This is a genomic window from Kitasatospora misakiensis (assembly GCF_042656005.1).
Taxonomy (GTDB): domain Bacteria; phylum Actinomycetota; class Actinomycetes; order Streptomycetales; family Streptomycetaceae; genus Kitasatospora; species Kitasatospora misakiensis.
In genome coordinates, this window is sequence record NZ_JBHSOF010000016.1 from 61,067 (window position 1) to 82,438 (window position 21,372).

Consider the following 21,372-nt stretch of genomic DNA (forward strand, 5'->3'; position numbering starts at 1 on the left):
CCAGGGCCCTGGGGGCGCGCCGTGCTCCCGGGGCCCTACCCCTCGCCGTCCGTAGACCCGTTCAGGCCGGGGTAGAGGTCGTGCCAGCGGTAGCGGCGGCTGTGCAGTTGCCAGTGCGTGAAGCCGGTCAGGTAGCGGTCGAGGTGGGGGCGTTGCTCCTCGGTGGCGAGGTCCAGGATGCGGCGGCGGTGGGCGGCCAGGCCGCCGGCCAGGACCTGGCGGTAGGCGGCCAGGTAGGGGATGCGCTCGGCGACGGCCCGCCGGTGGATGCGACTTCCAGACGGCGAGGAAGGTCGGATCACAGAACCGGGCGACCTCGGTGAACATGTGGTCGATGTACCGGGTGGCCGGTGAGGCCGGCTGCCGGCCGGGCAGCAGCCCGGCGCGCAGGACGGTGCGCAGGACGGCCGCCGCCTCGCCCCGGTCCTGGCTGCAGGCTTCCAACTCGACCGGGCGTACGAGAGGTTGGCCGATTGACGACCCGGTGCGCCCGGCGGGGCACCTCACGGGCAGGGCTCCGTCCCCCGTCGGTGGGGAACGGAGCCCTGGGCCGGGCCGGGGCGGGTCAGCGGGTCTCGATGAGGACCTTCTCGATGACGACCTCCTCCACCGGGCGGTCGTTGCGGGGGTTGGTCTCCGTCATGGAGATGGCGTCGACGACCTTCTTGCCGGAGTCGTCGGTGACCTCGCCGAAGATGGTGTGCTTGCCGGTGAGCCAGGTGGTCGGGCCGACGGTGATGAAGAACTGGGAGCCGTTGGTGCCCGGCCCGGAGTTGGCCATCGCGAGCAGGTAGGGCTTGGTGAACGCCAGGTCGGGGTGGAACTCGTCCGCGAACTTGTAACCGGGCCCACCGGTTCCGTTGCCCAGGGGGTCGCCGCCCTGGATCATGAAGCCCTCGATGACCCGGTGGAACACCGTGCCGTCGTACAGCGGCGCGTTGGTGGGCTTCCCCGTCTCGGGGTTGATCCACTGGCGGTCGCCCTGGGCGAGTTCGACGAAGTTCTTGACGGTCCTGGGGGCGTGGTCCGGGAGGAGCCGGATCACGATGTCGCCCTTGTTGGTCTTCAGCGTTGCGTACAGTTCCTCAGCCATCACACGTTCCTCTCCGGGTCCTACTGGTGCGGTCAGTCTTGTGGCCGGACCGAGGTCCCGGGGGCGGTGACACGGTGACTCACTCCTACGGGTGACCGGATCCCGCGCAGGTCCGCCCCGGGTACCTCGCGACGCGGGCGGCGACGCGGGTACCCGGGGCGGCTCAGCGGGCCCGGCGGGCTCAGTAGGTGACGATGCCCGGGTCGGAGAGGCCGGGGACGCCGGTCTCCACGTGGCCGGCGAGGCGGCGGACGAAGTCGGCCGTCGCGGTGGAGGTGACGGTGACGTCGTACCACTGGCGGCAGCCGCTCAGGTCGACCGTGTACCCGACGGTCGCACCCCGGCGGACGGTGACGGTGACGGTCTGCGGGGTGCCGCCGTAGGCGTTGGTGACGGTGAGGACGGCGTCCGCGGTGCCGGCGTTGGTGAAGGTGAGGTCCAGGTTGCCGGTGGTCGCGTTGTGGCGCGCGGTGACCTCGGGCCCGGCGGTCTTGCCGGGGTTGCGGAACCGGCGCAGGAAGCCGTTGGGGCCGTGCACGGTGAGGTCGGTGACGCCCTTGGAGTAGGTGGTGTTCCAGGCGTCCGCGAGGCTCTTGCCCGCCTCCGCGGTGTACGTCCACGGGCCGTCGGTGCGGTTCGGCGAGGTGACCAGGAACTGCGCGCCGGCCGCCGCTCCGCCGCTGAAGCTCAGGCGGTACTTGCCGGTCGCGACATCGGCCGAACCGTCCACGTACGGCGCGTACTTGAGCGGACGGGTGGGCTTGGCGCCGGGCTCCTGCTTCGGCATGGTGCCGACGGCGGGCGGGGCGGGCACGTAGTCGGGGTGCCGGTTGCCGTCCTGTGGGCGGTAGCCGGCGGTGGACGGCAGCGCCGCCGGGGCCGGGTTCGCGGCGGTGAAGTCGAAGGCGGTGGTCAGGTCGCCGCAGATGGCCCGCCGCCAGGGCGAGATGTTGGGCTCCAGCACGCCGAAGCGGCGCTCCATGAACCGGATGATCGACGTGTGGTCGAAGGTCTCCGAACAGGTGTAGCCGCCGGTGCTCCAGGGGGAGACGACCAGCATCGGCACCCGCTGGCCGAGGCCGTACGCGCCGGCCGCGTAGCCGGCGCTGCCGCCGTGGTAGTCCGTGGTGGTGGAGACGGTGGACAGGCCCTGGGAGGCGGAGGACGGCGGGAACGGCGGCACGACGTGGTCGAAGAAGCCGTCGTTCTCGTCGTAGGTGATGAACAGTGCCGTCCGCGCCCACACCTCGGGGTTGGCGGTCAGCGCGTCCAGCACCTGCGAGATGTACCAGGCGCCGTAGTTGGCGGGCCAGTTGGGGTGCTCGGTGAAGGCCTCGGGTGCGGCGATCCAGGAGATCTGCGGGAGGGCGCCGGCCTGCACGTCGCGCCGCAGGTGGTCGAAGAGGCCGTCGCCCGCCTTGGCGTCGGTGCCGGTGCGGGCCTTGTCGTACAGCGGGCTGCCGGGCTTGGCGTTGCGGTAGTTGTTGAAGTACAGCAGCGAGTTGTCGCCGTAGTTGCCGCGGTAGGCGTCGCCGATCCAGCCCCACGAGCCGGCCGCGTCCAGGCCGTCGCCGATGTCCTGGTAGATCTTCCAGGAGACGCCGGCCTTCTCCAGCCGCTCGGGGTAGGTCGTCCAGCCGTACCCGGCCTCCTGGTTGCCGAGGACCGGGCCGCCGCCGGTGCCGTCGTTGCCGGTGTGGCCCGTCCACATGTAGTAGCGGTTCGGGTCGGTGGAGCCGATGAACGAGCAGTGGTAGGCGTCGCAGAGGGTGAACGCGTCGGCGAGCGCGTAGTGGAACGGGATGTCCTGGCGGGTCAGGTACGCCATGGTGGTGGCCGTCTTCGCCGGGACCCACTGGTCGTACTTGCCGTTGTTGAAGGCCTTGTGGCCGCCGGCCCAGTCGTGGTTGAGGTCCTGGACGAACTGCATGCCCAGGTTGTTCACCTGCGGGCGGAACGGAAGGATCTCCTTGCGGTTGCCGTCCGTCTGGTACCAGACCGGCTTGCCGCTCGGCAGGGTGACCGGGCGCGGGTCGCCGAAGCCGCGGACGCCCTTCAGCGCGCCGAAGTAGTGGTCGAACGAACGGTTCTCCTGCATCAGCACGACGATGTGCTCGACGTCCTGGAGCGTCCCGGTCGCGCCGGCCGGGGCGATCGCGGCGGCCCGCGCGATGCTCTCCGACAACGACGAGAACGCGGCGGTGGCGCCCGCCAGTTGGAGGAAACGGCGCCGGTTCAGCTCTGCCATGGGTGGGAGACCTCTGCCTGTCATGAGGGGTGGATGACGGTGCCCCAAGAGGACAGCGGGTGCGGGGTACGTCCGGGCCGACCGCCGGTGTCCGGTTGCTGTACGTCAGGCGAACGCCTCGACTTGTATGGACATCCTGTGGCGGGTGCGGGGGAATCCGGCACGGGGTGCCCCCTGAGACGTCCGCCGAGAGGCCGCGCCGCCGGGCCCGCCGATCAGGGGCATCGCCGCCGCCGTGAGAGGGTCGGGGCATGGAACAGCGCGTATTGGGCCGCACCGGTCGGCCCGTCTCGGTGGTAGGACTCGGCACCTGGCAGCTCGGCGCGGACTGGGGTGACGTCCGCGAGGAGGACGCCCTGGCCGTGCTGGACGCCTCGGTCGAGGCGGGCGTCACCCTCTTCGACACCGCCGACGTCTACGGCGACGGCCGCAGCGAGCAGCTGATCGGCCGCTACCTGAAGGGGCGTCCGGACGCGGGGGTGTTCGTCGCCACCAAGTTCGGCCGCCGGGCGGAGCAGCGCCCGGAGCACTACAACCTTGCCAACTTCCGTGCCTGGGCGGACCGTTCCCGGGCCAACCTGGGCGTCGACCGGCTCGATCTGGTGCAGCTGCACTGCCCGCCGACGCCGGTGTACTCCACCGACGAGGTGTACGACGCGCTCGACACCCTGGTCGAGGAGGGGCGCATCGCCGCGTACGGGGTCAGTGTGGAGACCTGCGCGGAGGCGCTGACCGCGATCGCCCGCCCCGGGGTGGCCAGTGTGCAGATCATCCTCAACGCGTTCCGGCTGAAGCCGCTGGAGGAGGTGCTGCCGGCGGCGGTCGCGGCCGGGGTCGGCATCCTCGCCCGGGTGCCGCTGGCCTCCGGCCTGCTCTCCGGGCGGTACACCGCGCGGACCACGTTCGGCGCGGACGACCACCGCACCTACAACCGGCAGGGCGAGGCCTTCGACCAGGGCGAGACCTTCTCCGGGGTGGACTTCGAGACCGGCGTCGAGGCGGCGGCCGAGTTCGCCGCGCTCGCCCCCGCCGGTGCCACGGCGGCGCAGACGGCGCTGCGCTGGATCGTCCAGCAGCCGGGCGTCACCACGGTGATCCCGGGCGCCCGCAACCCCGAGCAGGCCGTCGCCAACGCTGCCGCCGCCGCCCTCCCGCCGCTGTCGGACAGCACGCTGGCCGCCGTCCGCGCGCTCTACGACACCCGCATCCGCCCGACGGTCCACGACCGCTGGTGACGGCGCCCGTGACCGCGTGACCCGGTGACCCGTTGACACCCGCGCGGGGGTGTCAACGGGTCAGGCCGGTGCCGCCGCACCGCTGCGCCGGAAGGCGCAGTCCGGCGGGCCCGCGGTCGGAGCCTGCCGGACGATCGGCAGCAGAGCACCCCGTGCGCCGGCCGCCCGGGAGAAGGGCCGGCCATGACCATCGACCGACGACAGTTCCTCGCCACCCTCGGCGCCGCCGCCACCGCGGTCGCCGCCGGCGGCCCGCCCGCCCGCGCACTGGCGGCCTTCCCGGCCCGCCCCCGCGGCCGGGCGGCCGTGCCCCCCGACTGGCGGGCGCTGCGCGAGCGGATCGGCAGCCGGCTGGTGCTCCCGGACGACGCCGGGTACGGGACCGCCCGGCTCGGCTACAACACCCTGAACGACGGGCAGCTCCCGGCCGCCGTGGCGCACTGCGTGTCGGCCGACGACGTACGCGCCTGCCTGGACGTGGCGCGCGGGCACGGCATCCCGATCGCGGCCCGCAGCGGCGGCCACGGCTACCTGGGCTACAGCATCCCCGACCGGGGGCTGGTGATCGACCTCCGGGGGATGGCCGACGTCCGGGTGCATCCCGACGGCACCGCCGAGGTCGGCGCGGGCGCCCGCCTGATCGAGGTGTACGCCGGCCTGGCCCGGGCCGGCCGACTGCTCCCGGGCGGCACCTGTCCGACCGTCGGGGTCGGCGGCCTGACGCTCGGCGGCGGACTCGGCGTGCTGACCCGCAAGTACGGGCTCACCTGCGACCGGCTGGCCGCCGCCGAGGTGGTGACCGCCGACTCCTCCCTGCGCACCGCGTCGCCCGTCGAGGAACCCGAGCTGTACTGGGCGCTGCGCGGCGGCGGTGGCGGCAACTTCGGTGTGGTCACCCGGTTCCGCTTCGCCACCGCCCCCGCGCCCGCGCTGACCGTCTTCGTACTCGCCTTTCCGGCCGGCTCGGTGCCCGAGGTGCTCGGGGCCTGGCAGCAGTGGGTGGCGCGGGCTCCGTTCGAACTCTGGGCGAGCTGTCAGATCTCCGGCGGCAACCCGCCGCGCTGCCGGGTCGTCGGCTGCTACGTGGGCGGCCCGGACGGCGCGAACCCCCTGCTCGACCGGCTGGTGACCGCGGCCGGCACGACCCCGACCTCGCGCACGGTCGCCCCGAAGGACTACCTCGACGCGATGAAGTTCATGGCGGGCTGCTCGAACGACACCCTCGCCCAGTGCCACCCCACCTGGGAGGGCGGCGTGCTGCCCCGGGCCGGCTTCGTCGCGGTCTCCCGGATGCTGGGCCCGGCGCCGCTGGATCCGGCGAAGGTCACCGAGCTGATGGCCGGGCGCACCGGCGTCGACCTGCTGCTCGACTCCCTGGGCGGCGCCGTCGGCGAACTCGCGCCCGACGCCACCGCCTTCCCGCACCGGGACTCACTGGCCAGCGCCCAGGTGTACGCGAGCGCCACCCCGTCCGGCGAGGACCAGGCCCGGCGCACCGTGGACGCGGTCCGCGACGGGCTGGCCGCCCTCGGCGCCCACGGCGCGTACGTCAACTACATCGACGACACGCTGCCCGACTGGGGGCGGAGCTACTACGGCGACAACCTGCGCCGGCTGAAGGACGTGGCCCACCGCTACGACCCCGACGGCGTCTTCGCCTTCCCCCAGTCGGTGACGGCCGCGTAGACCCCTGGCGGCAGCGGCCGGGGCGACACTGCCGCCGGGCTCACCGCCACACGGCCGCCGCCAGGGTGACGGCCGCCGCGGCGGTGGCGAGGAGGGTGAGGTTGAGGGCGATCCGGCGGTCGCCGCCGCGCAGGTGGACGCCGGTCGCGGCGAGTTGGAGGAGGACGAAGCCGACCGCCGCCGGGAGGGCCGCCGCCGGGGCGATGCCGGTCGCCGGCGGGAGGACCAGGCCGACCGCGCCGAGCACCTCGGCGGCCCCGATCGCCCGGACGACGGGCATCGGCGTGCTGTCCACCCAGGCCATCATCGGCCGCAGCCGCTCCCGGCTCCGGGCCGTCTTCAGTCCGCCCGCGTAGAGGTAGAAGAGGGCGAGCGGGCCGGCGAGGACCCAGTACGCGGCGGTCACGACGACCCCCCGTCCACGCCGATGGGGGCCGGGCCGGCGGGCCGGGCGGCCGGCTCGGTCGCGTAGCGGCCCATCAGCCGGAGGTTGGCCTCCGGCGTCACCGCGCCGCCGTCCGCGTGGAGGTCCCGCAGGTCGCGGAAGTACTGCAGGTACGGGTCCGGGGTGAAGGTGCTGAGCATGACGGCCGGTTCGTCGCTGACGTTGGCGAAGGTGTGCGGCGCCCCGGGCGGGACCATGACCAGGGTGCCGGCGGCGGCGTCGTGCTGCTCCTCCCCGACGGTGAACCGCACCGTGCCGGAGACGATGTAGAAGCCCTCGTCGTGCCGGGCGTGACGGTGCTGCGGCGGCCCGGGCGTGTGCGGGGCGAGGACGGACTCGGCGATCCCCAGACGGTGTCCGGTGGTGCCGCCGTCCTCCAGGATCCGCATCCGGGTGGTGCCCAGGAGGATCGTCTCGCCCTCGCCCGGCCCGACCACGGAGACGGCGGGGGCGGCGGGCAGCGATGGGAACGCGTTCGATTCTTGGCTCATGCCCCGATTCCACCGCCCGGACGGGTCGTGCGTCCAAGACCCGTTCGATGGCGGCCGATACCGCACGGGTATCGTTGCCGGTATGGAGCTGCGAACGCTGCGCTACTTCGTCGCGGTCGCCGAAGAACTCCACTTCGGCCGGGCCGCCGCCCGGCTGCACATGAGCCAGCCCCCGCTGAGCCGTGCGATCCGGCAGCTGGAGAGCGAGCTCGGCACCGTCCTGCTGAACCGCTCGGCCACCGGGACGACCCTCACCCCGGCGGGGGAGGCGCTGCTGGCGGAGGCGCGCGAGCTGCTCGACCGGGCCGAGCTGGCCCGCGCCCGGGTGGTCGCCGCGGCCGGTCCGGCCTCGCTGACCGTGGGCATCCTGGGCGACAGTTCCGACCTGGGGGTGACGCGGCTGGCCGCCGCGTACCGCCGGCGGTTCCCCGAGGTGGAGGTCCGCATCCGGGAGACCGACCTGACCGACCCGACCTGCGGGCTGCGCGCCGGACTGGTCGACGTCGCGCTGACCCGCGGCCCGTTCGACGAGACCGGACTGGCCGTCCACGAGCTGCGGGCGGACGGCGTGGGCGCGGTGCTGCGGGCCGACGATCCGCTGGCCGCCCGCGCGCGGCTGCGGCTGGCCGACCTGGCGGGCCGGCGGTGGTTCCAGTTCCCGGAGGGCACCGACCCGCTCTGGCAGGCGTACTGGAACGGCGGCGAGCGCCGTCAGGGGCCGGTGGTCCGTGCCGTGCAGGAGTGCCGGCAGGCGGTGCTCTGGAACGGCACGGTCGGGCTGGCGCCGCTCGGGCACGAGCCGCCCGCCGGACTGACGCTGGTCCCGATCGCGGACATGCCGGTGAGCCGGGTCCTGGCGGCCTGGAACGCGGGGGACCCGAACCCGCAGGTCAGGTCGTTCGTCCGGACCGCCGTGGCCGCCTACCGCGACTGAGCATCCGTCAGTCCGGGGCCGGTCCGGGCGCCGCTTCCCCGGAACTCCGCATCCCCCGCTTCACCGTGACGGTCCGTCATGGATTCGACGCGGACCGCTCCGGGCCGAACGAAAGGTCGGTCAGGGGCTTTCAAAGGTGATGTGACATGTGCCATGGTACTGATCACCGCTCCCCACCGGTCGCGACGGCACCGCTCCCACGGCGCTGTCGCTCTTTGGTCCTCACCCCCACCGGCCGCGTCCCCAACGCCGCCGACCACGGCCCGGAGGCCCCCACGTGAGAACCGCAGGACTGTCGCACCTTCGACAGTTGGCAAGACTGATGACGCTCATGCTCGCCCTGGTCCTGACGATCGGTCTGTTCGCCCCACTCGGGCAGGCCGCACCCGTCGCCGCGTCCCCGACCGCCGGGGACGCGACCGGAGCCCCCAGGGCTCCCGAGCTCCCGCCGCCCGGCGTCGAGGAGCCCGACAGCACCGCCCCGGCGCACGCCGAGCACGACAAGGCCCTCACACCGCACGACGTCAGGCCCCGCCAGGACTTCAATCCGTGGAGCACCCCGCGGCCGGCGGCCAAGTCACCCGGCCAGAATGCGGCGGCGGGCGAGACCACGGGCCAGACCGCGGCTGAGGCCGTGCCGTGCAACCCGGCCGACTTCGGGCGGACCGGCGCGGACCTGGTCAAGCTGATCAAGTCCGTCGACATGACCTGCGTCAACGACCTGTTCAGGATCGACACCCGGTACGCTGCCGCGGCCTTCCGTGAGTCGCAGATGCTCACCGTCACCGACGCCGTCCGCGAGGCCGCCGTCGCCTACCAGGGGAACAACAGCGGCTCCATCCAGCAGTTGATGTACTACCTGCAGGCCGGCTACGCCGTGCAGTGGGCCAACCCGGCCGTGGTCGGCCGGTACGACCGGCTCCCGGCCGCGATCCTCGCCGACGTGCAGGCCTTCTTCGCCAACCCGCACGCGCTGGACGCCACCGCGGAGAACGCCGGCCCGCTGCTGAACGCCGCCACGCTGGCGGACGTCCCCCGCGAGCCGCTCGCCTACCTCCCGATCGTCAAGCGGCTGCTCACCGCCTACAACGGCGGCGCCTGGGACAGGAACGACCTGATGTGGTCGCTCAACCCGGCGTTCCTGGTGCTCTACCGGGGCATCCGCAGCGAGGACCCGGCGTTCCGCGCGGCACTCCAGGCCGACCAGGGCCTGATCGACGCGGTCGCCGCCTTCGCCGACCGCGCCCTCGTGCACGCCGGCGGCGCCTACGACACCGTGCTCACCAACTCCGTCAAGGAGCTGAGCCGGTTCATGTTCTACCCCGAGCTCCGCCCCAGGACGCGGCCGTACCTGCAGGCGCTCACCGTGAAGTTCCAGGTCACCGGCCCCACCCGCAACCAGCGCGCGGCGGCCGTGAACGCGGTGCGGTTCTACGACCGGGCGAACTGCGCCCTCTACGGCACCTGCCAGGACCCGGAGCGCTTCAAGGCCGCCTACCTGACGAACACCAGGCAGTGCAGCCCGAGCATCCGGATCCTCGCCCAGGCCATGACCCCGGCGCAGCTCGACGCGACCTGCACCAGCCTGAACGGCCAGGACGCGTACTTCCACGGCGTCGCGCGCGACAGCGGCCCGGTCGCGGACGACCTCAACAGCACGATCGAGGTCGTCGCCTTCGACAGCAAGGCCGACTACGACACCCTCGCCTCGGTCATCTACGAGGCCGACACCAACAACGGCGGCGTGTACCTGGAGGGCGAGCCCTCCCGGGCCGGCAACCAGGCGCGGTTCCTGGCCTACCGGGCCACCTGGCTCCGGGACTTCGAGATCTGGAACCTCAACCACGAGTACACCCACTACCTCGACGCCCGCTACAACCTGTACGGCAACTTCGAGGTGGCCGACCGCACCCCGGTCGTCTGGTGGACGGAGGGCCTCGCGGAGGTCGTCGCCGACTCCTACCGCAAGCTGGTCAACGACGCCGCCATCCAGGTGGCCGCCCAGCACACCTACCGGCTGAGCGACCTCTTCGACACCTACTACGGTGACCAGGACCGCGTCTACCGCTGGGGCTACCTGGCCGTCCGCTACCTGCTGGAACGCCACCGGCCCGACGTGGACGCCCTGTTGGCCCGCTACCGCAAGGGCGACTGGGCCGGCTCCCGCACCCTGCTCAAGTCGACCGTCGGCACCCGCTACGACGCCGACTTCGACTCCTGGCTCACCGCCTGCGCGGGCGGCGAGTGCAGGAACACGCCCGCCTTCCCGCCGCTGACCGAGTGCGCCGGCGGCGACCTCCGGCAACTGGACCGGAACTGCGGCCGCGCCAACCTGGCGGCGGTCACCGGCGACTACGCGCACTTCTACCTCTCGGTGCCGCCCGGCACCCGCCAGCTCCGGGTCACCAGCAGCGGCGGCACCGGCAACGGCGAGCTGTACTACAACCCGTACGGCTGGGCCTACACCAACGCGTACGTCACCCGCTCGGCCGGCCCGGACAACTCCGAGTCCCTCACCGTCACCAACCCGCCGAGCGGCTACGTCTTCTTCAGCCTCTACGCCCAGCAGGGCTTCAGCGGCGTGACCGTCACCAGCGAGTTCTGACCCCCGCGCGACGATACCGCGCTGCTGCTCGCCCGCTACCGCCACCGCCCCCGGTCCGCCGGCACCCGCCGGACCGGGGGCGGTCCGCTGGGCGGCGCCTCACTCGGCGCTGCCGTCGAGGGCGGCGCGGACACTCGGCCGGATCACGAAGATCTCGGCGGTGCCGGTCACGTCCAGCAGCCGTCGGGTCTGCGCCCGCGGTGCCACGAGCAGCAGCTCGATGCGGGCCGCCTGCGTACCGAGCCGGGTTCTGAGCAGGGCGTTGACCCCGGTGGAGTCGCAGAACTCCAGGCCGGACAGGTCGACCACCAGCCGCGGCAGGCCGGCGCTCAGGGCGCTGTCGAGCGCCTTCTCCAGTTTTCGGGTCCGTCTTCAAGCCCCCGCCTGCCGTGCGACGCCGGGGCACGCACCTCGCCGCGTTGTCGTCGGTCGCCAATGCTCCGCAGTGGCTCCCTCCTCCGCCTTGCGATGCACGCACCCCAACGCCGCACGGCCCGCCCTCCGGGCGGACGACGGGGGCTTGAAGACGGACCCGAGCCGCTCCTCCTGGTCGATCTTGCCTTCGAGGCGGAGGACGGTGGCCGTGCCGGGAACGGTGGTGGCGGTGATCCGCAGCACGCGTGCGGTGCCGGGCGTGGGCGGGTCGGCGGAGTCGCGTCGGGCGGGCATGACCGTGGCTCCCTTGGACGGACAGGTGTTCTCCCCTCCCGCGCGGGTGCGGAAGGTCCGGGCGCGGCCACGGGGGACCGCCGACCGGGGTGGGACGGCCGGGCGAGCGCGGCGGTCACACGTGATCGTGCTGCTCACGGTGATCACCGGGGGAGCCGTCGTCCCGTTGGTCGTCGTCGGCGCCGGGCGGGAGGCCGGCGAACAGCGCCAGCAGATCGCCGATCTCGTAGCCGGCCTCGGCCGGGTGGCGGAAGGCGGTGTGCCGGGCGACCTGGTAGTGGTTGCGGCGTCCGCGCCGGGTGCGGGTGAGGTAGCCGGCGGCCTCCAGGTCGGTGACGATGGCCTGGGCGGCCCGCTCGGTCAGCCCGCACGCGGCAGCGAGGTCCCGCAGCCGGACCTCCGCGTCACGCGAGATCATCAGCAGGATCCGCGCGTGCTGCGTCAGGAACGTCCAGCTGGTGCGGGGCTCGTGCTCGGACGCCATACCACAAGTATGAGCCCTGATTCCGGTTCCGCCACCCCGGAATCCGGTTTCCGGTGAATCGCCGGCCCGGCTCCCGCGGCCCCCTCCCGCCGGTCAACACCGCGCGTCCGTCCCTCACTCCCGAGGGTGAGCGAAGCCGCGACGGACGGGCCGCGGGCGCCCGGTGACCGTGGCTGACCGCCACCGACGGATACCATGCGGGCACTGTGAGTGAGGGTGGGAGGTCTCCGTCATGAGCGTGACGCATCGGTACCGGGACGCCTGGGAGGGCTTCTGGCGGGATGCGCCGGACGAGCCCGGGGCGGTGATCTGGGACGTGGAGGCGGCCCTCGTGGCGGAGCGCCACCTCGCGCTGTTCGAGCCGCACCTGGTCGATCCGGAGCTGCCGGTGGTCGATCTGGGGTGCGGCAACGGGACGCAGACGCGCTTCCTCGCCGGGCGGTTCGGCCGGGTGCTCGGGGCCGATCTGTCTGATGCCGCCGTCGAGTTGGCCCGGCGGCGGGATCCGGCCGGGCGGGCCGAGTACGTCCGGCTGGACGCCACCGACGCCGGGGCCGTCCGGGAGCTCCACGACCGCCTCGGTGACGTGAACCTGTACATGCGCGGGGTGATCCACCAGAGCGAGCCGGCCGACCGCCGACCGGTCGCCGAGGCCGTCGCGGTGCTGGTGGGGGAGCGCGGGCGGGCGTTCCTGGTCGAGCTGGCCGAGGCGGCCAAGCGCTTCCTCGGGGAGCTCGCGGCGAGTCCGGCCGGGCCGCCGCCGAAGCTGCGCCCGGTGTTCGAGCACGGGCTGGCCCCGGCCGAGGTCGCCGACGAGGCGCTCGGCGAGCTGCTCGGCGCGGCCGGGCTCACCGTCCTCGCCTCCGGTGACCTGCCGCTGGCCACGACGGAGTTCGCGGCCGACGGCGAGCGGATCGAGCTTCCGGCGCGCTGGCTGCTCGTCGCCGGGGACGGGGTGCGGCGGGCGTTCTGAGCCCGAGGTGTCGCGGGGTGGCGCCATGTGGCACCATCTCGCCTCTCGTGCTCCTCCTGGTGCCGCCGTGTCGCCAAGGTGATGTCGTCATATCTGTGCAGGTCAGGGCGGTCAGGGTCGGTCGCATGCCAAATCCGGCACGTATGGGGCTTGCGCATGGCGTCATTATGGTGCCACCATGACGTCATGGACCTCACCCCGTATGTCGAGAACCTGCGCCGCGAACTCGCCGTGGCCGCCGAGGCGGGCGGGGAGGACGCCCGGAGGCTGGCCGAGCGGCTCACCGCGCCGCTGGAGTCGGCGACCAGGCTGACCATGCTCGCCGTGCTCTCCGCCGCGATGGACGAGATCACCCGTGAACTCGCCCCCGGCTCGGTCGACGTACGGCTGCGCGGGCCGGACCCGGACTTCGTGGTGACGCTGCCGCTCGCCGAGGAGGCCGCGCCCACCGAGCCGGTCCTGTCCGTCGAACCGACCAGGGCGGCGGCCGAGGCCGACGAGGGCGGCACCGCCCGCGTCAACCTCCGACTGCCGGCCCACCTCAAGGCACGCGCCGAGGAGGCCGCGGGTCGGGAGGGCCTCTCCGTCAACGCCTGGCTGGTCCGGGCCGTGTCGGCGGCGGTCGACGGCGGCGCCCGGCCGCCCGTGCCCGAGCGCACCCACACCGTCGGCCGGAGCCTCACGGGCTGGGTCCGCTAGGGCCCGCCAGCACCGATCACCACCTCACCCCACATCCGTCACCGACCCGGAGGACGCGACCACCATGCCTTCGTTCGACACCCCCGACCCGATCGCCGTCACCGCCCAGGTGGAGGCCGGATCCATCCGTTTCGCCGCCGTCGACCGCCCGGACACCGTGGTCGAGGTGCGACCGCGCGACCCGAAGAAGGACCAGGACGTGCGGTCCGCCGAGCAGACCGAGGTCACGTACGCCGGTGGCGTGCTGACCGTCCGGACGCCCAAGCCGCGCTACTTCGTCGGCCGCACCGGCACGGTCGACGTCACGGTCGAGCTGCCCGCGGGCTCGCGCGTCGAGGTCGGCGGCGCCTGGACCCAGGTGTTCGGCGAGGGCCGGCTGGGCGAGACCAGGGTGAAGACCTCGTCCGGGGACGTCCGCCTCGACACGACCGGGCCGCTCACGCTGACCGCCTCGCACGGCTCGATCACCGTGGACCGGGTCGAGGGGGAGGCCGAGATCACCACCAGCTCCGGCAGCCTGCGGATCGGCCGGATCGACGGCGCGGCCGTCCTCAAGAACTCGCACGGCACCACCACCGTCGACGTCGCCCACGGCGACCTGCGGGTGAGCGGAGCCAACGGCGACATCGAGGTCCGGCGGGCCGGGGGCTCGGTCGCCGCCACCACCGCCCACGGCACCCTGCGCATCGGCGAGGTCGCGCGGGGCCGCGTGCAGCTGGAGACCTCCTACGGCGCCATCGAGGTCGGCATCCGGGAGGGCACGGCGGCCTGGCTGGACGTCAGCTCGACCTCCGGGCAGGTCCGCAACATGCTCGCCGCCTCCGACGCCCCGGGGAAGGCCGAGGACACCGTCGAGGTCCACGCCCGCACCCGGTACGGCAACATCGACGTCCTCCGCGCCAGGGCCTGATCCCGCAGCGGACGCGGACGCGGACACGGACGCGGACACGGCCACGGACGCGGACACGGCCACCGCCGCGATCATGTCCGCATCCGGTTGAACCGGGGAGCGGTCCCAGATCGTCCTCCTCCATATGACCGACTTGTGGATCCAGCTCCGTCCGACCTGCCCTCGGGCCGCCCTGCCCGGCGCGGCCCCGACCGTCCGCCGCTCCATACGCGGGGCCGGCGCCCGGCGGGCCGGGTGACGGCGCGGCTGCCCGGCGGACGGGCGCGGTACGGGGCGATCGCCCTGGTGGTGGTCGCCGCGGTGGCAGCGACCACCTGGTGGTGGCGGCCGTGGGCCGACACCGCGCCGAAGCCGCTGGCGTTCACCACGGCGCCCGGCGGCACCGCCCGGTTCGGCACCGGGGAGCACCTCTACACGTACAAGGTGCGGGCCGAGAACGGGCTCAAGATCACGCCCGCGCGGTTCGCCGCCGAGGTGGACGCCGTCCTCGGCGACGTCCGGCGCGGCTGGGCGGCCGGCGGCGCCTGGTCCTTCCAGCGGGTGGACGCCGACCCGGTGGACTTCACCGTCTACCTGGCGACCCCGGAGTCCACCGACCGGATCTGCGGGCAGTACGGGCTGGACACGGGCGGCTGGGTGAACTGCGCCGCCGGCAAGCAGGTCGTCATCAACCTCAAGCGCTGGAACGAGCTGTCCGAGTTCTACGCCGGCAAGCCCGAGCTCTACCACGCCCTCGCCGTCAACCACGAGGTCGGGCACATCCTCGGCCAGGGCCACGTCGACTGCCCCGGCGAGGGGGCGCCGGCGCCGGTGATGATGCAGCAGATCAAGGGCCTGCACGGCTGTGTGCCGAACGGCGTGCCGTACGCCGAGGACGGCACCCTGCTGACCGGCCCGCCGATCGCCGCACCCAGCGCGAGCCCCGTGCCCTGACGGCGGCGCTCAAGCACTGCGGGTGCCGGGGAGTCAGCCGAGGGCGGCGGCCTTGCGCAGCAGCACCGACCGCTCGCGGGTGTTGCGGCAGAGCCGGGCGGCGAGCTCCAGCTCCGAGCGCGCCTCGGCTGTGCGACCGAGACGGGTGAGCAGTTCGCCGCGCACCCCCGGGAGCAGGTGGGAGCCGGAGAGCCGGCCGGAGGCGGCCAGCTCGTCGACGATCCGCAGCGCCTCCTGCGGCCCGACCGCCATGGCGACGGCCACCGCCCGGTTGAGCTCGACCACGGGGGAGGGCGCGATCCGGCCGAGCGCCTCGTAGAGCAGCACGATCCGCGGCCAGTCGGTCGCGGCCACCGACGGGGCCTCGGCATGGCAGGCGGCGATCGCGGCCTGGAGGCCGTACGGGCCCAGGCCGTGGCCGACGGCCGTCGCCCGGCCGAGCGCGGCCAGACCTCGCCGGACGGCCGAGCGGTCCCACCGGCGGCGGTCCTGGTCCTCCAGGAGGACGGGCTCGCCGTCGGCGCCGGTGCGGGCGGGGAAGCGGGCGGCGGTCAGCTCGAACAGGGCGAGCAGGCCGAACACCTCCGCCTCGCCCGGCAGCAGCGCGGCCAGGGTGCGGGCCAGCCGGATCGCCTCGTAGGCGAGGTCGGTACGCAGCAGCCGATCGCCGCTGGTCGCCGTCGAGCCCTCGGTGAAGATCACGTAGAGCACGCTCAGCACCGTGCCGAGGCGCTCGCGGCGCTCCTCCGGCGGGGGCACCGCGAACGGGACCCCGGCGGCGGCGACGGTCTTCTTCGCCCGGGTGATCCGGGCCTGGACGGTGGGCACCGGGACGAGGAAGGCGCGGGCGATCTCCTCGCTGGAGAGTCCGGCGACCACGCGCAGGGTGAGCGCCGTACGGGCCTCGGGCGACAGCACGGGGTGGCAGGCCACGAACATCAGCGCGAGGACGTCGTCCTCGATCACGTCCGGGTCCCACGGCAGCTCGTCCGGGTCCTCCGGCGCGGGCTCGGCCCCGGAGCTCGCCCCGCCCTCGCCGAGCCGGTCCGCGAGGGCGGAGTAGCGCTCGTCGAGGGCGGAGCGGCGGCGGAACTGGTCGATGGCGCGCCGCCGGGCGGTGGCGAGCAGCCAGCCCACCGGGCTGGCCGGCTCGCCGTCCCGGGCCCAGGAGACGAGGGCCTCGGCCACGGCCTCCTGGGCGACGTCCTCGGCGAGGGCGAAGTCGCCGGTGTAGCGGGTGAGGGCGCCGATGATCCGCGCGGACTCGATCCGCCAGACGGCCTCGACGGCCCGCCGGGCCGCGGCGGCGCCCGGCGGTTCGTCGACGGTCCCGGCCGCCGCGGTGTCGTCGGCGGCGTCCTCGGCCGGTCCGGTGCTCAGAGCTGGCCGGTCCGCTCGCGCCATGCCCGCTCCTTGATGATCCACTCGTTGTCCTGCGGGAACTCGTCGATGCCCGGCACCCGCCGGATCTCGACCTTCGTCCCCGCGAAGACCGGCAGCCGCTTCGCCCAGGTGACCGCCTCCTCCTGCGAGGCCACGTCGAGGATGTAGAAGCCGCCGAACAGTTCCTTGGTCTCACCGTACGGGCCGTCGGTGACAACCGGCGTCTCCCCGGCGAAGTCGACCACCACGCCCTTGGACGCGTCGTCGAGCCCCTCGGCGGCGACGAGCACCCCGGCCCGGATCAGCTCGTCGTTGTAGCGGCCCATCAGGTCGAGGATCTCCTCGAAGGGCGTCTCCATCATCTTCGCGATCGCCTCGTCGCTGCCACGCATGATCAACATGTACTTCGCCATGGCTGGTCTCCTTGGTGCGGGGAGTCGCTGTCCGACCCTCTCTACCCCAGGTCGAACGGCACGGCGGTGGATCGACACGGCGGAGGCGTCCGGAGAAGATTTTTCTCCGGACGCCTCCAGGAACGCGCTCCGAGCGCATGTTCCAAGCCGCTGCGCCGACCGTTGCCTGCCTGCCGCTACACGCCGGCCCGGTCCGCCGGGGAGGTCCGCCGGGCGGCCGGGGCCGTGCCGCCCGGGCCGTCGGCGTCCAGGGCCCGGAGGATGTCCTCCACACTCTGCTTGGCGTCGCCGAACAGCATCGCGCTGTTCTCGCGGAAGAACAGCGGGTTCTGCACACCCGCGTAGCCGGAGGCCATGGACCGCTTGAACACGATCACCTGCTCCGCCTCCCACACCCGCAGCACCGGCATACCGGCGATCGGGCTGGCCGGATCGTCCATGGCGGCCGGGTTGACGGTGTCGTTGGCGCCGATGACGAGGACGACGGTGGTCGCGGCGAGGTCGTCGTTGATCTCGTCCATCTCCAGGACGATGTCGTACGGCACCTTCGCCTCGGCCAGCAGTACGTTCATGTGCCCGGGCAGCCGCCCGGCGACGGGGTGGACGCCGAACCTGACCTCGACGCCCCGCTCGCGCAGCCGGCGGGTGAGCTCCGCCACCGGGTGCTGCGCCTGGGCCACCGCCATGCCGTAGCCGGGGGTGATGACGACCGACCTGGCCCGCGCGAGCTGCCGCGCCGCCTCCTCGGCCCGGATCTCGCGGTGCTCGCCCTGCTCCTCGGCCCCGCCCGAGGGAGCCTCGATGCCGAAGCCGCCCGCGATCACCGAGAGGAAGGAGCGGTTCATCGCCCGGCACATGATGTACGACAGGTAGGCGCCCGAGGAGCCGACCAGCGCGCCGGTGACGATGAGCAGGTTGTTGTCGAGCAGGAAGCCGGCCGCCGCCGCGGCCCAGCCGGAGTAGCTGTTGAGCATCGAGACGACGACGGGCATGTCGCCGCCGCCGATCGAGGCGACCAGGTGCCAGCCCAGCGCGAGCGCCAGCACGGTGACGGCGATCATCGCCCCGAGCCCCGGGCTGACCGTGAACCAGACCGTCAGCCCGACGAACCCCGCCAGCGCGCCGATGTTCAGCGCGTTCTTGCCGGGCAGGGTCAACGGGCGCGAGGCGATCCGGGCGGACAGCTTGAGGAAGGCCACGATCGACCCGGTGAAGGTGACCGCCCCGATGAAGACGCCGATGAACACCTCGGCGTGGTGGATGCCCAGCAGGTCGCCGGAGACGGCGGTCTGGTCCGCTCCGTGCGCCTCCACCTCCAGGTAGCTGTTCCAGCCGACCAGCACCGCGGCGAGGCCGACGAAGCTGTGCAGCACGGCGATGAGCTCCGGCATCTGCGTCATCTCGACCTGCCGCGCCCGCCACAGGCCGGCCACCCCGCCCAGCGCCATCGCGAGGACGATCAGCGCGACCGCGCCGGCGCTGATGCTCCTGGACGCCACCACGACGGTGGCGACCAGGGCGAGGGCCATGCCGGCGATGCCGTAGACGACCCCGGCGCGGGAGGTGCGGTGCTGGGACAGCCCGGCCAGGCTGAGGATGAACAGCAGGGCGGCGACGAGGTCCGCGGCGTGGGCCGCCGTGGTGGAGGTCATCGGGCTCAGCGCCTTTCCGGGGACGAGGAGAACATGCTCAGCATGCGGCGGGTGACGGCGAAGCCGCCGAAGATGTTCACACTCGTCAGCAGGATCGCCACGAAGGACAGCACGGTGACCAGCGCGCTCCCGTGCCCGATCTGGAGCAGGGCGCCGATCACCACGATCCCGGAGATCGCGTTGGTGACCGACATCAGCGGGGTGTGCAGGGCGTGGTGGACCTTGCCGATCACGTAGTAGCCGATGACCACGGCGAGCGCGAACACCGTGAAGTTCCGGGCGAGTTGGGCCGGGGCGAAGGCGATCAGCAGGAACATCGCGAGCATCCCGGCGCCGATCAGGCCGAACCGGGCCGCCGGGGTCAGTCGCGGCGGCTTCGGCTCCACCGCCGCCGGGCCTGCGGTGGGCGCGGCGGGTGCGGGAGCGGCCGAGACGGCCACCGGCGGTGGCGGCCAGGTGACCTCGCCCGCCCGGACCACGGTCACCGCCCGCTGCACCACGTCCTCGAAGTCCAGGACCAGCTGCCCGTCCTGACCAGGCGTCAGCAGCTTCAGCAGGTTGACCAGATTGGTGCCGAACAGCTGCGAGGCCTGGGCGGGCAGCCGGGAGGCGAGATCGGTGTAGCCGATGATGGTGACCCCGTTGCCGCTGACCACCGTCCGGCCCGGGACGGTGCCCTCGACGTTGCCGCCCTGCGCGGCGGCCATGTCGACGACGACGCTGCCCGGCCGCATCACCGCGACGTCCTCGGCGGTCAGCAGCCGCGGGGCCGGCCGGCCGGGGATCAGCGCCGTGGTGATGACGATGTCCACGTCCTCGGCCTGCTGGTGGTAGAGCGCCGCCGCGGCGCGGTCGTAGTCGGCCGAGGTCGCCTTCGCGTAGCCGTCGGTGCTCGCCTCCTGCGCGACGTCCACCGGCAGGTACTCGCCGCCGAGGGACTTCACCTGGTCGGCGACCTCCGGCCGCGGGTCGGTCGCCCGGACGATCGCGCCCAGGCTGGAGGCGGCGCCGATCGCGGCGAGCCCGGCCACCCCCGCGCCGGCCACCAGGACCTTGGCCGGCGGGACCTTGCCCGCGGCCGTCACCTGGCCGGTGAAGAAGCGCCCGAACACGTGCGCCGCCTCGATCACGGCCCGGTAGCCGGCGATGTTCGCCATCGAGCTGAGCACGTCCATGGACTGCGCGCGGGAGATCCGCGGCACCGCGTCCAGCGCGAGCGCGGTCACCGGGCGGGTGGACAACTCCTCCAGCAGGTCGGGCCGTTGGGCCGGGGCGAGCAGGCCGACCAGGGTCGCGCCGTCCCGCAGCCGGGCGATCTCCGCGGTCGACGGCGCGTTGACCTTGAGGACGATGTCGGCCGTCCAGGCGTCCGCGACGGTCGCGCCGGCGGCGGTGTAGGCGTCGTCGGTGAAGCCGGAGGCCGTACCGGCGCCGGACTCGACCACGACCTCGTAGCCGAGGGCGAGGATCCCCCGGACGGTGGACGGTGTCGCGGCGACCCGGGTCTCCCCGGCGGCCGACTCGGCGACCACGCCGATGCGTCGCGGGGGGTGGTGCGTGGCGTCCTGTGCAGACATCACTCGTGCCTCTCTCCTCGGAGGAGCCGTTGACGGCGGGATCCGCGTCCGGGGGAGTGTTGCTTCCCCTTGGAGGCAGGAACCTACCCGCCCGGGCCCCTTGGGGCACCGGGGCGAGGCCGTGACGTGCTTCACCGGTTCGTGGCGCGGTGGGTCCGCTGCGCCGAGCGGGTCGGCGGGGGCGCGCGGTGCGGCCGGGGCGCCCGGCGCGGGCTCCGGCCGACGCGCTCGCGCCCCCGGCTGGAGTGGTCGCGCTACCCGCCCGGAGCGTGCTCAGAAGCCGTGGGCGCCGGCGCCGTCGCGCAGCAGGGCGAAGGCCGTGACGGTCTCGGCGGCGGCCTGTCGCCCGGCCTCGTCGACGTCCTGCCCGCCGTCGGTCAGCCGGATCCAGGTGGTGTGGGCGAGCTCCTGACGGACGGCCAGGTACTGCGCGGCCAGCAGCCGGGCCGCGATGCCGCGCGCCGGGTCCAGCGCCTCGACGAGCGCCTCCGCGTCGGCGTCGAGGTACGCCCTGAGCTGGGCGGACAGCCCGGGGGTCTGGTAGACCAGCCGGAGGAAGGCGAGCACCTCGGGATCGTCGGTCAGCCCGGTCTGCGGCTCGTGGGCGGCCAGCCCCGCCAGGTGGTGGCGCTCCAGGGCCTCCAGTGGGGTGAGCCCGGCGGCCCGGTCGCGCACCACCCGGCCGGCCTCGCCGAGGTGGTCGGCGAAGCGGTGCAGGACCAGCTCCTCCTTGCTGGCGAAGTACCGGAACAGGGTGGGCTTGGAGACCTCCGCGGCGGCGGCGATCTCGGCCACCGAGACCTGCTCGAAGCCCCGGTCGAGGAAGAGGGCGATGGCGGTGTCGGCGATGGTCTGCCGGGTGCGCTGCTTCTTGAGGGTCCGCAGACCCGGTTCTGGCTCGCTCGGACTCATATGGAGATCATAACCCGGGTAAATTCGTTA

Annotated in this window: 20 protein-coding genes; 8 read left to right on the forward strand and 12 right to left on the reverse strand. The window is 73.5% G+C overall.

The features are described from left to right. Positions 1 to 35: 35 nt before the first annotated feature. The 3 genes from ACFP3U_RS14945 to ACFP3U_RS14955 form a co-directional block, all read right to left on the reverse strand. Entirely contained in the window at positions 36 to 302 is a 267-nt protein-coding gene (locus ACFP3U_RS14945; protein WP_380225976.1) for a hypothetical protein, read from the reverse strand. Positions 303 to 565: 263 nt separating this feature from the next. Continuing rightward, on the reverse strand, positions 566 to 1,093 hold the full coding sequence (locus ACFP3U_RS14950; RefSeq protein ID WP_380225977.1) for a peptidylprolyl isomerase: 528 nt from the start codon (positions 1,091 to 1,093) through the stop codon (positions 566 to 568). Positions 1,094 to 1,274: 181 nt separating this feature from the next. Then, positions 1,275 to 3,341: a phosphocholine-specific phospholipase C gene (locus tag ACFP3U_RS14955; protein ID WP_380225978.1), complete on the reverse strand. Its 2,067-nt coding sequence runs from the start codon at positions 3,339 to 3,341 to the stop codon at positions 1,275 to 1,277. A 251-nt stretch (positions 3,342 to 3,592) separates the two neighbouring features. Between ACFP3U_RS14955 and ACFP3U_RS14960 the strand changes: the two genes are divergently transcribed. Both ACFP3U_RS14960 and ACFP3U_RS14965 read left to right on the forward strand, forming a co-directional pair. After that, positions 3,593 to 4,576, forward strand: a complete 984-nt coding sequence (locus ACFP3U_RS14960; protein ID WP_380225979.1) for an aldo/keto reductase — start codon at positions 3,593 to 3,595, stop codon at positions 4,574 to 4,576. A 183-nt stretch (positions 4,577 to 4,759) separates the two neighbouring features. Further along, entirely contained in the window at positions 4,760 to 6,262 is a 1,503-nt protein-coding gene (locus tag ACFP3U_RS14965) for an FAD-binding oxidoreductase (protein WP_380225980.1), read from the forward strand. A 40-nt stretch (positions 6,263 to 6,302) separates the two neighbouring features. Here the strand turns inward: ACFP3U_RS14965 and ACFP3U_RS14970 are convergent, their stop codons facing one another. Both ACFP3U_RS14970 and ACFP3U_RS14975 read right to left on the reverse strand, forming a co-directional pair. Beyond that, positions 6,303 to 6,668, reverse strand: a complete 366-nt coding sequence (locus tag ACFP3U_RS14970) for a DoxX family protein (protein ID WP_380225981.1) — start codon at positions 6,666 to 6,668, stop codon at positions 6,303 to 6,305. Beyond that, complete coding sequence (locus tag ACFP3U_RS14975) at positions 6,665 to 7,198, reverse strand: cupin domain-containing protein (protein ID WP_380225982.1); 534 nt, start codon at positions 7,196 to 7,198, stop codon at positions 6,665 to 6,667. Before ACFP3U_RS14975 ends, ACFP3U_RS14970 begins: the two co-directional genes overlap by 4 nt. A gap of 82 nt (positions 7,199 to 7,280) precedes the next feature. Here ACFP3U_RS14975 and ACFP3U_RS14980 point away from each other — a divergent pair, with 82 nt between their 5' ends. Continuing rightward, positions 7,281 to 8,132, forward strand: coding sequence for a LysR family transcriptional regulator (locus tag ACFP3U_RS14980; RefSeq protein ID WP_380225983.1), 852 nt, complete (start codon positions 7,281 to 7,283; stop codon positions 8,130 to 8,132). A 310-nt stretch (positions 8,133 to 8,442) separates the two neighbouring features. After that, complete coding sequence (locus ACFP3U_RS14985; protein WP_380225984.1) at positions 8,443 to 10,737, forward strand: M9 family metallopeptidase; 2,295 nt, start codon at positions 8,443 to 8,445, stop codon at positions 10,735 to 10,737. Positions 10,738 to 10,836: 99 nt separating this feature from the next. Here the strand turns inward: ACFP3U_RS14985 and ACFP3U_RS14990 are convergent, their stop codons facing one another. Then, positions 10,837 to 11,094: an STAS domain-containing protein gene (locus ACFP3U_RS14990; protein WP_380226046.1), complete on the reverse strand. Its 258-nt coding sequence runs from the start codon at positions 11,092 to 11,094 to the stop codon at positions 10,837 to 10,839. Positions 11,095 to 11,521: 427 nt separating this feature from the next. Then, entirely contained in the window at positions 11,522 to 11,890 is a 369-nt protein-coding gene (locus ACFP3U_RS14995) for a helix-turn-helix transcriptional regulator (RefSeq protein ID WP_380225985.1), read from the reverse strand. 232 nt (positions 11,891 to 12,122) lie between these two features. Between ACFP3U_RS14995 and ACFP3U_RS15000 the strand changes: the two genes are divergently transcribed. The 4 genes from ACFP3U_RS15000 (at position 12,123) to ACFP3U_RS15015 (ending at position 15,405) form a co-directional block, all read left to right on the forward strand. After that, positions 12,123 to 12,863 (forward strand): class I SAM-dependent methyltransferase, encoded by a 741-nt coding sequence (locus tag ACFP3U_RS15000; RefSeq protein WP_380225986.1) that lies wholly within the window; start codon positions 12,123 to 12,125, stop codon positions 12,861 to 12,863. Positions 12,864 to 13,049: 186 nt separating this feature from the next. Further along, entirely contained in the window at positions 13,050 to 13,562 is a 513-nt protein-coding gene (locus tag ACFP3U_RS15005) for a hypothetical protein (RefSeq protein WP_380225987.1), read from the forward strand. 64 nt (positions 13,563 to 13,626) lie between these two features. Continuing rightward, positions 13,627 to 14,472, forward strand: coding sequence for a DUF4097 family beta strand repeat-containing protein (locus ACFP3U_RS15010; RefSeq protein WP_380225988.1), 846 nt, complete (start codon positions 13,627 to 13,629; stop codon positions 14,470 to 14,472). 234 nt (positions 14,473 to 14,706) lie between these two features. After that, positions 14,707 to 15,405 carry a DUF3152 domain-containing protein gene (locus ACFP3U_RS15015; protein WP_380225989.1) on the forward strand — a complete coding sequence of 233 codons (699 nt, stop codon included), beginning with the start codon at positions 14,707 to 14,709 and terminating at the stop codon, positions 15,403 to 15,405. A gap of 33 nt (positions 15,406 to 15,438) precedes the next feature. Here ACFP3U_RS15015 and ACFP3U_RS15020 read toward each other — a convergent pair whose 3' ends face one another. The 5 genes from ACFP3U_RS15020 to ACFP3U_RS15040 form a co-directional block, all read right to left on the reverse strand. Continuing rightward, the gene (locus tag ACFP3U_RS15020; protein WP_380225990.1) at positions 15,439 to 16,809 is read right to left on the reverse strand and encodes an RNA polymerase sigma factor; all 1,371 of its coding nucleotides are present in this window, start codon (positions 16,807 to 16,809) and stop codon (positions 15,439 to 15,441) included. Then, the gene (locus ACFP3U_RS15025) at positions 16,782 to 17,201 is read right to left on the reverse strand and encodes a YciI family protein (protein ID WP_380225991.1); all 420 of its coding nucleotides are present in this window, start codon (positions 17,199 to 17,201) and stop codon (positions 16,782 to 16,784) included. Before ACFP3U_RS15025 ends, ACFP3U_RS15020 begins: the two co-directional genes overlap by 28 nt. A gap of 176 nt (positions 17,202 to 17,377) precedes the next feature. Beyond that, a complete protein-coding gene (pntB, locus tag ACFP3U_RS15030) occupies positions 17,378 to 18,853 on the reverse strand; it encodes a Re/Si-specific NAD(P)(+) transhydrogenase subunit beta (RefSeq protein ID WP_380225992.1) in 1,476 nt (491 codons plus the stop codon). Between the two features lie 5 nt (positions 18,854 to 18,858). Then, the gene (locus tag ACFP3U_RS15035; protein WP_380225993.1) at positions 18,859 to 20,430 is read right to left on the reverse strand and encodes a Re/Si-specific NAD(P)(+) transhydrogenase subunit alpha; all 1,572 of its coding nucleotides are present in this window, start codon (positions 20,428 to 20,430) and stop codon (positions 18,859 to 18,861) included. Positions 20,431 to 20,703: 273 nt separating this feature from the next. Further along, a complete protein-coding gene (locus ACFP3U_RS15040) occupies positions 20,704 to 21,342 on the reverse strand; it encodes a TetR/AcrR family transcriptional regulator (RefSeq protein WP_380225994.1) in 639 nt (212 codons plus the stop codon). Positions 21,343 to 21,372: the final 30 nt, after the last annotated feature.